This window comes from Paenirhodobacter sp. CAU 1674 (genome assembly GCF_029222945.1).
Lineage (GTDB): Bacteria > Pseudomonadota > Alphaproteobacteria > Rhodobacterales > Rhodobacteraceae > Rhodobacter.
The window spans coordinates 277603-291464 of sequence record NZ_JARHUH010000003.1; the positions used below are offsets into that span (position 1 = coordinate 277603).

A 13862-nucleotide genomic window follows, 5' to 3' on the forward strand; every position below is an offset into this window, starting at 1 on the left:
GGTTACATCACCTCGCAGTGCTGCGACATCGCCTTGAACGCGGCCAGCGCGGCCTGCACCTTGGGCGTGCGGTGCAGGTCGACGTGGCTGACCAGCCACAGCGGCGATTGCCATTCCGGGCGGGGGCCCATGACCTCGGTCAGGTTGGGATTGGCGCGCCCGTCGAGCGCGGGCAGGAAACCCAGTCCCAGCCCCTCGCGCACCGCCGCCGCCAGCCCCTCGGGGTCATTTCCCCGAAACACCACCTGCGCGGCGGGGATCGTGTCATTCAGCCAGCGATAGAAGGGCGCGCGGCTGTCGCGCTGTTCGGGACCGATGAAGCGATGCTCGGCCAGGGTTTCCTCGGTCGGCAGGCCGTGGCGCGCGATATAGGACGCGCTGGCATAAAGCGCGACGTGATGCGCGCCCAGGGCCTGCACCACGTTGTCGGGCTCGGTCGGGCGCGAGCCTGCGCGGATCGCCACATGGGCCTCGCCATATTCCAGCCGGAACACCCGCTGATCGGTCAAATAGCGCAGCTTCAGCCCCGGATGATCGGCCATCAGCTGCGCCAGCGCGGGCAGGACCAGCGCCGAAAGCGTCGGCAGCGAGGTGATGATCAGCTCGCCCGACACCTCCTCGCCCGCGCCCGCGATCCGCGCGGCCAGCTGCGCGAACTGGTCTTCGGTCGCCTGCCCCACCGCCAGCAACTGCTGCCCGGCCTCGGTCGGGGTGTAGCCGCGGGGGTGGCGCTGAAACAGCTTTGCGCCCAGCCGCGCTTCCAGCGCATCGACATGGCGGATCACGGTGGCGTGGTGCACCCCCAGCACCTCGGCCGCGCCCGATACCGTGCCTACACGCGCCACCTGATAGGCGGTGCGGATCTCGTCCCAATTCTCAAAATTCATGTGTGCACCCGCGAACATTTGCCGTGCGATCATGCCAGTTGCGTTCACACTCGCAAAGGGCAATCTTTGCTGCAACTGCAAACACCTCCCCAGGAGACTGACATGACCAAAGTTCTTCGGATCGACAGTTCGATCAAAGGCCCCGCCTCGGTGACCCGCAAGCTGACCGACAAGATCGTCGCGCGCCTCGGCGGCGATCTGACCGAGCGTGACACCACCTCGATCCCGCTGATCGACGGCACCTGGATCGGCGCCGCCTACACCCCGGCCGATGCCCGCACCGACGCGCAGAAGGAAACGCTGGCGCTGTCGGATGCGCTGATCGCCGAAATCAAGGCCGCCGATGTGATCGTGATCGGTGCGCCGATCTACAACTTCGGCGTCACCGGCCCGCTCAAGGCCTGGATCGACCAGATCTGCCGCGTGGGCGAAACCTTCAAATACACCGAAACCGGGCCGGTCGGCCTGGCAGGCGCCAAGCGCGTGATCGTGGCCTATGCCTCGGGCGGCGTGCCGCAGGGGTCGGCCTATGATCTGGCTTCGGCCTATATCAAGCAGGTGCTGGCCTTCATCGGCATCACCGACGTGACCTTTGTCGCAGCCGAAGGCGTGGCCGTGGACGAAGCCGCCGCCATCGCCCGTGCCGAAGAAGAGATCGGCAAACTGGCCGCCTGACCGGCGGACCGATTTTCGGCCCTTTCCCCCGGCGCCTCGTGCTCTGCAACCGGGGGGAAGGCGGGGCCCTCCACCTCGCAGGCCGGTTGAACGGCGGTCGCTGAACCCTCAGCGGCCGCCGTTTTCATTACCAGCGCAGCAGGCGCCGCCCCACCAGCGCCGCCGCAATCGTCACGACGGCAATCGCCACGCCATACCAGGTGACGAAAAACAGCGGATTGTCCTGCGTGCAGAACAGCGAATAGCCGGTCGCCGCCCCCGCACCGGCCGCCAATCCCGCCAGCGCCCCCGACAGCATGGGCCGCTGCGGGGCACCGCGCCGCATCACCCGCAACGCCACCGCCGCAGGCACCACCGCCAGCAACACGATCAGGCCGAGGCATTCCGACAGTGAAAACAGCCCGAGTTCGGCGAACCGTGCAGCGGGCGGGAGTGTGGCGAAGGCCCAGATCCAGAGCCCCCCCGCAACCAGAAGCGGCAAGGCCAATCCGCGCAGCAGCGCACGCGCCTGCGCCTCGGGCCGCGCCAGTCGCAGCAAGGCGCCCAGTGCAAGCACGCACAGCATCAGCGGCAAAGCCGTCTTCAACGGCACCACCGGGTTGGCCCAGGCCTGCGCCAGATCGGCCCGCATGCCCAACGCCGCCAGAAACAGCGCCACCGGCAACAGGACCGCCGCCACGATCCGTCCGGCCAGAACCGCCGGACGAAAGCGCGGTGGCGGCGGCTCGGCCGCCAGATCCGCGATCAGATCATCGGTGTTCATCGGTGCCTCCTTTCGCCAGCGCCGCCAGTTTCTTCATCGCGCGATGCAGGCCGACCCGCAGCGCGCCCTCGGTCATGTTCAGCCGCGCGCCGACCTCGGCGGGCGCCTCTTCGCGCAGGCTGAGCGCGCGCACGATCTCGGCCGAACGCGGATCGAGCTGACCCAGAAGGGCCTCGGTCTGCCGCGCCGCATCGCGGGCCGCAAATGGATCGGCCCCGGGGTCCGCCGCCAGGATTTCGGAAAAATCCTCGATCGGCAGATGCGCCGCAGAGCCGCGCGCACGAAACGCATCAACCACCTTGTGGCGCACGATCGCATAAAGCCACGGACGCAGCGGGTGATCCTCGCGCCAGGTATGGCGCTTTCGGTGCAGGGCCAGCAGAACCTCCTGCACGATATCCTCGTGCTGATCGGGGCCGAAGCCGCGTCCCCGCGCCCGGACGATGCCGCGCACGACCGGCGTGACGGCATGCAGGAAGCGGGCATAGGCCTGCCCGTCCCCGGCATTCGCGGCCCGCAACAGCCCCGCCCAGTCATCCGATGCGTTCGTCATTGTCCCCTGCACTTCGTGCGCGCCACGGCCAATGTTACAGCGCGCGGCGAAAATTCCATGAAAAATCTGCCGCCCGATCACGGCGCCCCGGATTTCGAACACCAAAGCGTGAGCGGCGTAACGCCGTGCCGCCCCCACACGAACGGACATCCGAGGACCGACACAGGTCGCTCATCACACCAACAGACAGGAGACACACATGACGATGATGACCCGCACCCTGACGCTGACCGCAAGCCTTGCCACCGCGATGACGCTGGCCGCCGCCCAGGCCCATGCCGAAGGCGCGATGGAAAAATGCTATGGCGTCGCGATGGCCGGCCAGAACGATTGCGCGGCAGGCCCCGGCACCACCTGCGCTGGCACGGCGACGATGGATTATCAGGGCAACGCCTGGAAACTGGTGCCCGCCGGCACCTGCACCACGATCACCACGCCGCATGGCATGGGCTCGCTTGAGCCGATCAAGGACATGTAATGCCCCAAGGCGCGCGGCTTCGGCCGCGCCCTTCCCCTTGTCAGAGGAGATCGCCATGACCCGCCTTCCCGACGCCCCCGGCATCGGCTTCAAGCCCGAGCATTTCGAGGCCATCCGCGCCACCCGGCCCGATCTGGGCTTCTTCGAGATCCACGCCGAGAATTACATGGGCGCGGGCGGCGTGCCGCATGCGCAACTGACCGCCCTGCGCGCCGATTATGCCCTGTCACTGCATGGTGTCGGCCTGTCGATCGGCGGCCCCGGCCGTCTGGATTCCGACCACCTGACCCGGCTGCGGGCGCTGATCGACCGCTACCACCCCGAAAGTTTTTCCGAACACCTTGCCTGGGCCAGCCATGGCGAGGCCTATCTGAACGATCTGCTGCCGCTGCCCTACACGCCGCAGACGCTGCGCATCGTCTGCGATCACATCGACGAGGTGCAGGAACGTCTGGGCTGCACCATGTTGCTGGAAAATCCCGCAACCTATGTCCTGTTCGAGCAATCCACCCTGCCCGAGACCGATTTTCTGGCCGAGGTGGTCAAGCGCACAGGCTGCGGGTTGTTGCTGGATGTGAACAATGTCTTCGTCTCGGCCAGCAATCACCGGTTTGACCCGCGCGCCTACCTGGAGGCTTTCCCGATGCAGGCGGTGGGCGAAATCCATCTGGCCGGCCATGCCACCGAAGACCTGCCCTCGGGGCCCTTGCTGATTGATGCGCATGGCTGCCCGGTGGCCGAGCCGGTCTGGACGCTTTATGCCGAGGTGATCGCCCGCACCGGACCGCGCCCGAGCCTGATCGAATGGGATAACGATGTGCCTGCGCTGCCCGTGCTGCTGGCCGAAGCCGCGCGGGCAGGTGACATTCTGACGCGAACCGGGGCCCTGGCCGATGCCTGAGGCACCCTTCAGCACCGCCTTTGCGGCCGGGCTTCTGGGCGGCGCGGTGCCGCCCGGGGTCACCGCCCGCGACCCGGCCGAGGCCGAACGCCGCTTTGCCGTCTATCGCAACAATGTGGCGCATGGTCTGACACGGGCGCTGGCCAGCCGGTTCCCTGTGATCGAGCGGCTGCTCGGTCCCGCGTTCTTTACCGCGCTGGCGCCGCTGTTCATCGCCGCGCATCCGCCCGCATCGCCACGGCTGTTCGAATGGGGCGCGGCGTTTCCCGATTTCCTGCGCGCCTTTCCACCGCTGGCCGGGCTGCCCTATCTGGCCGATGTCGCGCGGCTCGAAATGGCACGGGGCGTGGCCTATCACGCCGCCGATCTGCCCCCGTTGTCCCCTGCGGCCCTGGCCGCGCTGGCCAGTACCCCCGACACCGCGCGGCTGGTCCTGCACCCGTCGGTGCAGATCATCGCCTCGGATCATGCGGTGGGCACGATCTGGGCCATGAACCAGCCCGGCGCCGCACCCCACGACATCACCGACCGCCCCGAGACGGTGGCCGTGTTGCGTGACCGGGCACTGAACGTGCAGGTCTGGCCACTGACACCGCCCGAAACCGCCTTTGTCGCCGCCCTGCGCGATGCCCTGCCCTTGCTGACCGCCGCACAAGCCGCTACCCGTCACGACCCGCGCTTTGACCCGGCCCCGCTGATCGGGCGATTGATGCAGGCGGGCGCGTTCATTGCCGAGCCAGAGGAGATGCCATGACCCTGTTTGCCCCCCTGCGTCCGATCAACCGGCTGCTTGGCCGCCTTGGCTGGGCCCTGCCTGCGCTGGCACTGCGGCTGTTTCCGGCGATGGTATTCTTCGCCTCGGGGCAGACCAAACTCGAAGGCTGGCGGATCGCGCCGTCGACCTATTACCTGTTCAGGCACGAATATACCCTGCCGCTGATCCCGTCCGACTGGGCAGCCATCGCCGCCACTGTGGCCGAACATCTGTTTCCGCTGGCTCTGGTTCTGGGGCTGGGCACGCGGGTTGCGGCGCTGGCGCTGCTGGGGATGACCGCGGTGATCCAGATTTTCGTCTACCCCGGGGCATGGCAGACCCACGGCCTCTGGGCGGCGTGTTTTCTGGCGCTGATCGCGCGCGGGCCGGGGCCTTTGTCGCTTGACCACCGGCTGGGGCTGGATCGCGGCGCCTGAGCCCCGATAAACCCGGGCCCGAGTTGACTCGGCCCCGGTTTTTCCGTAAAGCACACCAGATTCCCCGGAGGTCAGTGTCCTCCGGTCCCCGCATGACGCGGGGATCGCCACCAGTCAGCGCGTTGCGCCCACTGGTGCGCTTGTCGTTTGTCCGGCCCCAATCAAGGAGGGTGGCCCATGTTCGAAAGTCTTTCCGAGCGCCTTGGCGGCGTGTTCGAGCGCCTGACGAAACAAGGTGCCCTGTCCGCCGATGATGTCCGCACCGCGCTGCGCGAAGTCCGCGTCGCCCTGCTGGAGGCAGACGTTTCACTGCCCGTGGCGCGTGACTTCATCAAGGCGGTCGAGGCCAAGGCCACCGGCGCCGCGGTGACCAAGTCGATCACCCCCGGCCAGCAGGTCGTCAAGATCGTCCATGACGAACTGGTTGCGATGCTGGCGGGCGACGACGAAGCCGGCGCGCTGAAAATCGACAACCCGCCCGCGGCGATCCTGATGGTCGGTCTGCAAGGCTCGGGGAAAACCACGACCACGGCGAAACTGGCCCGCCGCCTGAAAGAACGCGAGAAGAAGCGCGTGCTGATGGCCTCGCTCGACATCTATCGCCCGGCGGCGATGGAACAGCTGGCGATCCTGGGCACCCAGATCGGCGTCGACACCCTGCCGATCGTGCCGGGCGAAACCGCCGTGCAGATCGCCAAGCGCGCCAAACAGCAGGCCACGCTGGGCGGTTATGATGTCTATATGCTCGACACCGCCGGGCGTCTGCACATCGACGAAACCCTGATGAACGAGGTGCAGCAGGTCCGCGACGTGGCCGCCCCGCGCGAAACGCTGCTGGTCGTCGACGGTCTGACCGGTCAGGTCGCGGTCGAGGTTGCGCAGGAATTCGACGGCAAGGTCGGCATTTCGGGCGTCGTGCTGACCCGGATGGATGGCGACGGGCGCGGCGGTGCGGCGCTGTCGATGCGCGCGGTGACCGGCAAGCCCATTCGCTTCGTCGGCATGGGCGAGAAGATGGACGCGCTCGAAACCTTCGAGGCGAGCCGCGTTGCGGGCCGCATCCTGGGCATGGGCGACATCGTGGCCCTGGTCGAAAAGGCGCAGGAAACGCTGGAGGCCGAACAGGCCGAGCGGATGGCCAAGCGTTTCGCCAAGGGCCTGTTCAACATGAACGACATGAAGGGCCAGCTGGAGCAGATGCTCAAGATGGGCGGCATGCAGGGCGTGATGGGCATGATGCCGGGCATGGGCAAAATGGCCAAGGCCGCCGAGGCCGCAGGCTTTGACGACCGTTCGATCCGCCGTCAGATCGCGCTGATCAACTCGATGACCAAGCGCGAACGCGCCAACCCCGACATGCTGCAGGCCAGCCGCAAGAAACGGATCGCCGCGGGCGCCGGGCTGGACGTGGCCGAACTGAACCGGCTGCTGAAAATGCACCGCCAGATGGCCGATACGATGAAAAAGATCGGCAAGATGGGCAAAGGCGGCATGCTCAAGCAGGCGATGAAGATGATGGGTGGCAAGGGCGGCATGCCCGACATGGCCAATATGGACCCCGCACAGATGGAAGAGGCGGCCAAGGCGCTTGGCGGCAAGATGGGCGGCGGCCTGCCCGGCCTTGGCGGCATGGGCGGTCTTGGCGGGCTGTCCGGCCTCGGGGGCTTCGGCAAGAAGAAATGACGATGAACGCGCCCACCCTGCAGACCGCGCGCCTCGTGCTGCGCCCGCATGACTGGTCGGATTTTTCGGCCTATCTGGCGGTGATGCAGTCGGCGCGTGCGCGGTTCATGGGCGGGCCGATGAGCCTGAAACAGGCGTGGTTCTGCTTTGCCTCCGACGTGGCGCAATGGCCGCTCAAGGGGTGCGGCGCGCTGGCGGTCACCCTGCGCGACAGCGGTGAACTGGTCGGTCAGGTCGCGCTCAACGACATTCCGCATTTCCCCGAACGCGAACTGGGCTGGATGGCACTGGAAGGGCATGAGGGGCGCGGCTATCTGACCGAGGCGGCGCTGGCGCTGCGCGACCATGCGGCGCGCGTGCTCGGCTGGGAGACGCTGGTCAGCTATATCTCGGCGGGCAATGCACGCTCGGTCGCGCTGGCCGAACGGCTGGGCGCGCGGCGCGACGACGCCGCCCCGCGGCTGGAGCCCACCGATCTGGTCTATCGCCACCCGATGGGGGGCGCGGCATGAGCTTCACCTTCGATATTCCGCGGATCGAGACCGAGCGGCTGATCCTGCGCGCCCCCGCCGAGACGGACTTCCCCGCCTTCGCCGCTTTCTACGGCTCTGAACGGGCGCGCTTCGTCGGTGGCCCGATCACGCCGGAACTGGCGTGGCGAATGCTGGCGATGGAAACCGGCCATTGGGCGCTGCGCGGCTACGGCCGCTGGATTGCCGAAGAAAAGACCAGCGGTGCGCCGGTGGGCATGATCGGTCTGTTCAACCCCGAAGGCTGGCCCGAAATCGAGATCGGCTGGGATCTGTTCAACGGGTTCGAGGGCAAGGGCTATGCCACCGAAGCGGCCCGCGCCGCGCGCAGCCATGCCTATGACGTGCTGGGCCTGCCCGCCGTGATGAGCCTGGTGAAACCCGCCAACACCGCCTCGGCCCGGGTGGCCGAACGGCTGGGCGCACGCCTTGAAGGCCAGTTCATCCACGAACGCCACGGGCCGATGAACCTGTGGCGCCATCCCGCTGCGGCCGATTTGCGCAAGGGGGCCGCATGACCGTCGTGCTGTGCCCTACCCCCGTTCTGGAAACCGAGCGTCTGGTGCTGCGCGCCCCCGCCGCGCGCGATTTCGACGGCTGGCGCGATTTCTTCCTGTCGGGGCGCAGCCAGTGGATTCGCGGCAGCGCCCCGACAGTGGACGAGCCGACCGCCTGGCGCGCCTGGGCGGGGGTGATCGGCCATTGGGTCATGCGCGGCTGGGGCACCTTCGTCATCACCACGCAAGACAGCGACCGCGGGCTGGGCATGACCGGCCCCTGGGCGCCGGTCAACTGGCCCGAATACGAACTCGGCTGGTCGTGCTGGGACCCCGCGCTGGAAGGCACCGGCCTGATGGCCGAGGCTGCCGCCTGCGCACGCGACCATGCCTTCGGCGTGCTCGGCTGGAAAACCGCCGTCAGCTATATCGCGCCCGCAAACACCCGCTCGATCCGTCTGGCCGAACGGCTGGGCGCCGTGTGCGACCCGCAGGCCCCGCGCTTCCCGGGCGAGGCCGAGGCGCTTGTCTACCGCCACCCGACCCCGGAGGTGTCTGCATGACCGATCCCGTGACCCGCGCCGCAGCCCTGCTGAAGGAACATCGCGCCTCGATCGACCGGCTCGATGCGATCCTGGTCTATACTTTGGCCGAGCGGTTCAAGCACACCCAGTCCGTGGGTCGGCTGAAGGCCGAACACGATCTTCCGCCGTCCGATCCCTCGCGCGAAGCGCAACAGATCGAACGGCTTGAACGGCTGGCGACCGAGGCCGACCTCGACCCCGAATTCGCCCGCAAATTCCTCAACTTCGTGATTTCGGAAGTGATCCGGCATCACGAGAAATTTCAGAAATGACGGGCATCTAGCCCGCAAACAGCCATCCAAAGGAGAAACACCATGGCTATGAAAATCCGTCTCGCCCGTGGCGGCTCGAAAAAGCGCCCGCACTACGCGATCGTTGCGACCGACTCGCGCATGCCGCGCGATGGCCGCTTCCTCGAGAAGCTGGGCACTTACAACCCGCTGCTGGCCAAAGACAGCGAAGACCGCGTGAAAATGAACGTCGAGCGCGTGCAGTACTGGCTCGCCCAGGGCGCGCAGCCGACCGACCGTATCGCGCGCTTCCTGGAAGCCGCGGGCGTTCTGGCCAAGACCGAGCGCAAGAACATGAAGAAAGCCGAGCCGGGCGACAAGGCGAAGAAACGCGCCGCCGAGAAAGCCGCCAAGGCCGCCGCTCCGGCCGAGGAGTAATCCTTGCCCGAGGCCTTCAGCCCGGCGTTCCGCGCGGATCTGGCACGGCTCATGCGGTGGCGACGCGATGTGCGCCGCTTCCGCACCGATCCGGTGCCGGAGGCCGCGCTGGCGCGGGGTCTGGAGGCCTTCGCCATGGCGCCCTCGGTCGGCCTGTCCGAACCCTGGCGTCTGGTGCAGGTCGAAAGCGCCGCAGCCCGTGCTGCGGCGCTTTGCAATTTCGAGGCCGCCAATGCACAGGCGCTGACCGGATACAACGGCGAGCGCGCGCAGCTTTACGCGACGCTGAAACTGTCGGGAATGCGCGACGCGCCAGTGCAATGGGCGGTGTTCTGCGACGATGGCACCGCGCAGGGCGCGGGGCTGGGCGCCGGCACCATGCCCGAGATGCGCGCCTATTCTGTCGTCAGCGCGATCACTGCACTGTGGCTGGCGCTGCGGGCCGACGGGATCGGGCTGGGCTGGGTGTCGATCCTTGATCCCGCGCGGCTTTGCAGCGATCTGAAAGTGCCTGACAGCTGGCGGCTCGTGGGCTATCTGTGCATCGGCTGGCCCGCCGAAGACACCCCGACCCCCGAACTGGAGCGTCTGGGCTGGGAAACCCGCCGCGGGCGGCCTGAACTGGAGACACGCTGATGACCCATCCTGACCGCGTTTGTGTGGGCGCCATCGCCGGAGCCTTCGGCGTCAAGGGCGAGGTGCGGCTGAAAAGCTTCTGCACCGAACCCGAAGATATCGCAGGCTATGCGCCGCTGTGGACCGAGGACGGCAGCCGCAGCTTCACGTTGAAACTGACCCGCCCGGTCACCGGGGGGCTTGGCGCGCGCCTGTCGGGCGTGGCCACCAAGGAACAGGCCGACGCGCTGAAAGGCGTGACGCTTTGGGCCGATCGGGAAAAGCTGCCCTCGCTGCCCGATGACGAATTCTATCACGCCGATCTGATCGGGCTGGAGGTCGTGGATACCGGCGGTGTCGTTCTGGGCCGGGTGCGCGCGGTGCATAACCACGGCGCGGGCGACATTCTGGAAATCCTGGGTCCCGGACGCAAGGGGCCGCTGCTGCTGCCCTTCACCAAGGCCGTGGTGCCGACCGTGGATCTGGCGGCGGGGCGCATCGTGGCGGACCCGCCCGAGGACCTGGAATGACACGCATCGTCGTGCATGCGGGGTTTCACAAGACGGGCACCACCAGCCTGCAGGACTATCTGCGTCACAACCGGGCTCAACTGACCGAACATGCGGCGATCTATCTGAAAGAGGATCTGCGCGATGCGGCCAATACCACGCGTCACTTTGGCATGCGGCCCCACCCCTGGCGGCTGTGGCGGTTTCGCCGGGCCCTGCGCAGGTTTCTGGCCGGGATCGACCCGGCACCGCAGATCTTCCTGTCGTGGGAGGGGTTTTCGGGCGTGATGCCCGGCCATCAGCGGCTGCTGAGCGGCCAGGTGCGGGATTTCACGCGCGCGGCAATCCCGCTGGCCCGCACCATCGTGGCCGAGTTGCGCCGCCGGTTCGGCCCGGCCTGCCGGATCGAATTCCTTTATACCCTGCGGGATCGCGAAAGCTGGGTCCGCTCGGTCTGGGGGCATCTGGTGCGCTCGATCCGGCTGACCCAGGATTTCGACACGTTTCGCCAAAGCCTGCGCGACCTGCCGCCGCTGGACGACGAGGCGGCGCGCATCGCCCACGCCCTGGCGCCGGTGCCGGTGCATACCAGCTGGCTGGAGGACAGCGGCCCCGATCCGCTAGGGCCTGCGGGCGCGGCATTGCGGCTGCTGGACGTGCCAGAGGCGGTATTGGCAGGCCTGCCCCCCGCCCCCGCGCGCAACCTGGCCGACCCGCCCGAGCTGAGCGCGGCCTATCTGCAGCTGAACCGGACGCTGCGTGACAAGACCGCGCTGAAACGCGAGAAAGCGCTGCTGAAAGCCGAATTCGAACGGAGACAGAGATGAGCGACCCTTCCGAACCGACCGCGCCGTCGAAATCGCATGGCCGGCTGTCGATCTCGGCCACGCTGAAGCCGCGCGAACTGATGGGCGAGGGGCTGCGGCTGAAAGGGGCCTGGACCGCCAAGATCGTGACCCTGTTCCCCGAGGCCTTCCCCGGTGTGCTGGGGCTGAGCCTGACCGGCAAGGCGTTGGACATGGGGTTGTGGGCGTTGCAGACGATCGACCTGCGCCCCTTCGGTATCGGCAAGCACCGCAACGTCGACGAACCGCCTGCGGGCGGCGGCGCGGGGATGGTGTTGCGCGCCGATGTGGTAGGCCCGGCCCTGGCCGAGGCCTCGGTCGGCACGCCGATGGATCGCGCGCGCTGGCCGGTGATCTACATGTCGCCGCGCGGCAAACCCTTCACGCAGGACATGGCCCGCCGCTTCGCCCAGGCCGAGGGGATGACCGTGCTGTGCGGCCGTTTCGAGGGCGTCGACGAGCGCGTTCTGGAACATTTCGGGGTAGAAGAGGTCAGCATTGGCGATTTCGTCCTGACCGGCGGCGAGATTGCCGCTCAGGTCTTGATTGACGCAACGGTTCGCCTTATACCCCGCGTGCTTGGGAATCAGGCGTCCACCGAGGAGGAATCTTTCTCGGACGGATTGCTTGAACACCCGCAATACACCCGCCCCACGCTTTGGGAAGGTCGTGCGATACCGGAAGTTCTTCAATCCGGGCATCATGCGAAGATAGAGGCGTGGAAGCGGGCAATGGCCGAAAGGCTGACGAAAGAACGACGACCTGACCTCTGGCGGGCTTGGTGTGCGGCGCACAACAGGGACCCGGATGAAGACCGAGAGCTCTGAGGACGCGCACACCTTTGCGGAATAACCGCAAGCACAGAAAGGACATGCGATGAACCTGATCGCACAACTCGAGGCGGAACAGATCGCCGCCCTCGGCAAGACCATCCCGGATTTCAAGGCCGGTGACACCGTTCGCGTCGGTTACAAAGTGACCGAAGGCACCCGCACCCGCGTGCAGATGTATGAAGGCGTCTGCATCGGCCGCAAGGGCGGCGCGACGGTTTCGGCCTCGTTCACCGTGCGCAAGATCTCGTTCGGTGAAGGCGTGGAACGTGTGTTCCCGCTGTATTCGACCAACATCGACTCGATCGAGGTCGTGCGTCGTGGCCGTGTGCGCCGCGCGAAACTGTATTACCTGCGTGATCGTCGCGGTAAATCGGCCCGTATCGCCGAAGTCGCCAACTACAAACCCAAAGCCGAAGCGTAAGGAGCGGTATTATGCGTGCGGATATTCACCCCGACTACCACTTCATCACCGTCAAGATGACCGACGGCACGACCTATCAGGTCCGTTCGACCTGGGGCAAGGAAGGCGACCAGATGGCGCTGGACATCGACCCGCTGGCGCACCCCGCCTGGACGGGCGGCAACGCCAAGCTGATGGACACCGGCGGCCGTGTGTCGAAGTTCAAGAACAAATACGCCGGTCTGGGCTTCTGATCCCGACCCGTTGCGTTTCGAAAGGCCCGTGCATCGCACGGGCCTTTTGCTTTGCCCCCGGGGTTGCATGCAAAACACTTTGTTTCGTGGCCCCGCGCCTCTTGCAGCGGCGCGCTTCCTTCGGTAGCCCGGGCGTCCTATAGTCGTGCAGGCCCCGCGAGAGGGCCGCAAATCGGGGAAGAAGACGTGGCGCATATCATCGTTGTGGGCAATGAAAAGGGCGGTTCGGGAAAATCGACCACCTGCATGCATGTCGCCACCGCGCTGGCCCGGATGGGCAAGAAGGTCGGCGCGCTGGATCTGGACCTGCGCCAGCGCAGCTTTGGCCGCTATGTCGAGAACCGACTGGCCTTCATGGCACGCGAAGGGCTTGATCTGCCGACCCCGGATTACCGCGAACTGCCCGAGGCGGATGCCGCCACGCTGGCGCCGGGGGAAAACCCGCTCGACAACCGGCTGTCCACCGCAGTGGCGCAGCTGGAAACCGAAAGCGACTTCATCATCATCGACTGCCCCGGCAGCCATACCCGGCTGAGCCAGGTGGCGCATTCGCTGGCCGATACGCTGATCACGCCGCTCAACGACAGCTTCATCGATTTCGACCTGCTGGCGCGGATCGACCCGGAGACATCGAAGGTCACGGGCCCGTCGATCTATTCGGAAATGGTCTGGTCGGCGCGGCAGTTGCGCGCGCGGGCGGGGCTGAAGCCGATCGACTGGATCGTGCTGCGCAACCGTCTGGGCGCCCAGCAGATGCACAACAAGAAGAAGGTGGGCGCCGCGCTGGAGCAACTGTCGAAACGCATCGGTTTCCGCGTGGCGCCGGGCTTTTCGGAACGCGTGATCTTCCGCGAACTGTTCCCCCGCGGGCTGACGCTGCTGGATCTGCGCGATCTGGGGGTCGAAAACCTGAACATGTCGAACCTGGCGGCACGGCAGGAATTGCGCGACTTGATGAAAGAGCTGCGCCTGCCCGGGGTCGAGCTCAACTTCTGA

21 protein-coding genes are annotated in these 13862 nt (G+C 66.8%); 18 read left to right on the plus strand and 3 right to left on the minus strand.

Annotated elements, in window-relative coordinates:
- Positions 1–2: 2 nt before the first annotated feature.
- Positions 3–887 carry a LysR family transcriptional regulator gene (locus tag P2G62_RS05850; RefSeq protein ID WP_275733944.1) on the minus strand — a complete coding sequence of 295 codons (885 nt, stop codon included), beginning with the start codon at positions 885–887 and terminating at the stop codon, positions 3–5.
- 102 nt (positions 888–989) lie between these two features.
- Between P2G62_RS05850 and P2G62_RS05855 the strand changes: the two genes are divergently transcribed.
- Entirely contained in the window at positions 990–1562 is a 573-nt protein-coding gene (locus P2G62_RS05855) for an NAD(P)H-dependent oxidoreductase (RefSeq protein ID WP_275733945.1), read from the plus strand.
- Between the two features lie 127 nt (positions 1563–1689).
- Here P2G62_RS05855 and P2G62_RS05860 read toward each other — a convergent pair whose 3' ends face one another.
- Positions 1690–2325 carry a DUF1109 domain-containing protein gene (locus P2G62_RS05860; protein ID WP_275733946.1) on the minus strand — a complete coding sequence of 212 codons (636 nt, stop codon included), beginning with the start codon at positions 2323–2325 and terminating at the stop codon, positions 1690–1692.
- Positions 2312–2878 carry a sigma-70 family RNA polymerase sigma factor gene (locus P2G62_RS05865; protein WP_275733947.1) on the minus strand — a complete coding sequence of 189 codons (567 nt, stop codon included), beginning with the start codon at positions 2876–2878 and terminating at the stop codon, positions 2312–2314. The genes P2G62_RS05860 and P2G62_RS05865 overlap by 14 nt, the downstream gene beginning before the upstream one ends.
- Before the next feature lie 199 nt (positions 2879–3077).
- Here P2G62_RS05865 and P2G62_RS05870 point away from each other — a divergent pair, with 199 nt between their 5' ends.
- The 17 genes from P2G62_RS05870 to P2G62_RS05950 all read left to right on the plus strand — a co-directional run bounded on the left by P2G62_RS05870 (position 3078) and on the right by P2G62_RS05950 (position 13862).
- Entirely contained in the window at positions 3078–3356 is a 279-nt protein-coding gene (locus P2G62_RS05870) for a DUF2282 domain-containing protein (RefSeq protein WP_275733948.1), read from the plus strand.
- A 55-nt stretch (positions 3357–3411) separates the two neighbouring features.
- The gene (locus tag P2G62_RS05875) at positions 3412–4257 is read left to right on the plus strand and encodes a DUF692 domain-containing protein (RefSeq protein ID WP_275733949.1); all 846 of its coding nucleotides are present in this window, start codon (positions 3412–3414) and stop codon (positions 4255–4257) included.
- Entirely contained in the window at positions 4250–5011 is a 762-nt protein-coding gene (locus P2G62_RS05880; RefSeq protein ID WP_275733950.1) for a DNA-binding domain-containing protein, read from the plus strand. The genes P2G62_RS05875 and P2G62_RS05880 overlap by 8 nt, the downstream gene beginning before the upstream one ends.
- Complete coding sequence (locus P2G62_RS05885) at positions 5008–5448, plus strand: DoxX family protein (protein WP_275733951.1); 441 nt, start codon at positions 5008–5010, stop codon at positions 5446–5448. The genes P2G62_RS05880 and P2G62_RS05885 overlap by 4 nt, the downstream gene beginning before the upstream one ends.
- 177 nt (positions 5449–5625) lie before the next feature.
- Positions 5626–7131, plus strand: a complete 1506-nt coding sequence (gene ffh / locus P2G62_RS05890; protein ID WP_275733952.1) for a signal recognition particle protein — start codon at positions 5626–5628, stop codon at positions 7129–7131.
- Positions 7132–7133: 2 nt separating this feature from the next.
- Positions 7134–7643, plus strand: coding sequence for a GNAT family N-acetyltransferase (locus tag P2G62_RS05895; protein WP_275733953.1), 510 nt, complete (start codon positions 7134–7136; stop codon positions 7641–7643).
- Positions 7640–8179 carry a GNAT family N-acetyltransferase gene (locus tag P2G62_RS05900; RefSeq protein ID WP_275733954.1) on the plus strand — a complete coding sequence of 180 codons (540 nt, stop codon included), beginning with the start codon at positions 7640–7642 and terminating at the stop codon, positions 8177–8179. The genes P2G62_RS05895 and P2G62_RS05900 overlap by 4 nt, the downstream gene beginning before the upstream one ends.
- Entirely contained in the window at positions 8176–8721 is a 546-nt protein-coding gene (locus P2G62_RS05905) for a GNAT family N-acetyltransferase (protein WP_275733955.1), read from the plus strand. Before P2G62_RS05900 ends, P2G62_RS05905 begins: the two co-directional genes overlap by 4 nt.
- Positions 8718–9014 carry a chorismate mutase gene (locus P2G62_RS05910; protein ID WP_275733956.1) on the plus strand — a complete coding sequence of 99 codons (297 nt, stop codon included), beginning with the start codon at positions 8718–8720 and terminating at the stop codon, positions 9012–9014. Before P2G62_RS05905 ends, P2G62_RS05910 begins: the two co-directional genes overlap by 4 nt.
- A gap of 42 nt (positions 9015–9056) precedes the next feature.
- A complete protein-coding gene (gene rpsP, locus P2G62_RS05915) occupies positions 9057–9410 on the plus strand; it encodes a 30S ribosomal protein S16 (protein WP_275733957.1) in 354 nt (117 codons plus the stop codon).
- 3 nt (positions 9411–9413) lie between these two features.
- Positions 9414–10046 (plus strand): 5,6-dimethylbenzimidazole synthase, encoded by a 633-nt coding sequence (gene bluB, locus P2G62_RS05920; protein WP_275733958.1) that lies wholly within the window; start codon positions 9414–9416, stop codon positions 10044–10046.
- Positions 10046–10555, plus strand: coding sequence for a ribosome maturation factor RimM (rimM, locus tag P2G62_RS05925; RefSeq protein WP_275733959.1), 510 nt, complete (start codon positions 10046–10048; stop codon positions 10553–10555). Before bluB ends, rimM begins: the two co-directional genes overlap by 1 nt.
- Positions 10552–11361 (plus strand): hypothetical protein, encoded by an 810-nt coding sequence (locus tag P2G62_RS05930; RefSeq protein ID WP_275733960.1) that lies wholly within the window; start codon positions 10552–10554, stop codon positions 11359–11361. Before rimM ends, P2G62_RS05930 begins: the two co-directional genes overlap by 4 nt.
- A complete protein-coding gene (trmD, locus tag P2G62_RS05935; RefSeq protein ID WP_275733961.1) occupies positions 11358–12206 on the plus strand; it encodes a tRNA (guanosine(37)-N1)-methyltransferase TrmD in 849 nt (282 codons plus the stop codon). The genes P2G62_RS05930 and trmD overlap by 4 nt, the downstream gene beginning before the upstream one ends.
- Positions 12207–12255: 49 nt before the next feature.
- A complete protein-coding gene (gene rplS / locus P2G62_RS05940) occupies positions 12256–12633 on the plus strand; it encodes a 50S ribosomal protein L19 (RefSeq protein ID WP_275733962.1) in 378 nt (125 codons plus the stop codon).
- A gap of 11 nt (positions 12634–12644) precedes the next feature.
- The gene (gene rpmE / locus P2G62_RS05945) at positions 12645–12866 is read left to right on the plus strand and encodes a 50S ribosomal protein L31 (protein ID WP_275733963.1); all 222 of its coding nucleotides are present in this window, start codon (positions 12645–12647) and stop codon (positions 12864–12866) included.
- A gap of 186 nt (positions 12867–13052) precedes the next feature.
- On the plus strand, positions 13053–13862 hold the full coding sequence (locus P2G62_RS05950) for a division plane positioning ATPase MipZ (RefSeq protein ID WP_275733964.1): 810 nt from the start codon (positions 13053–13055) through the stop codon (positions 13860–13862).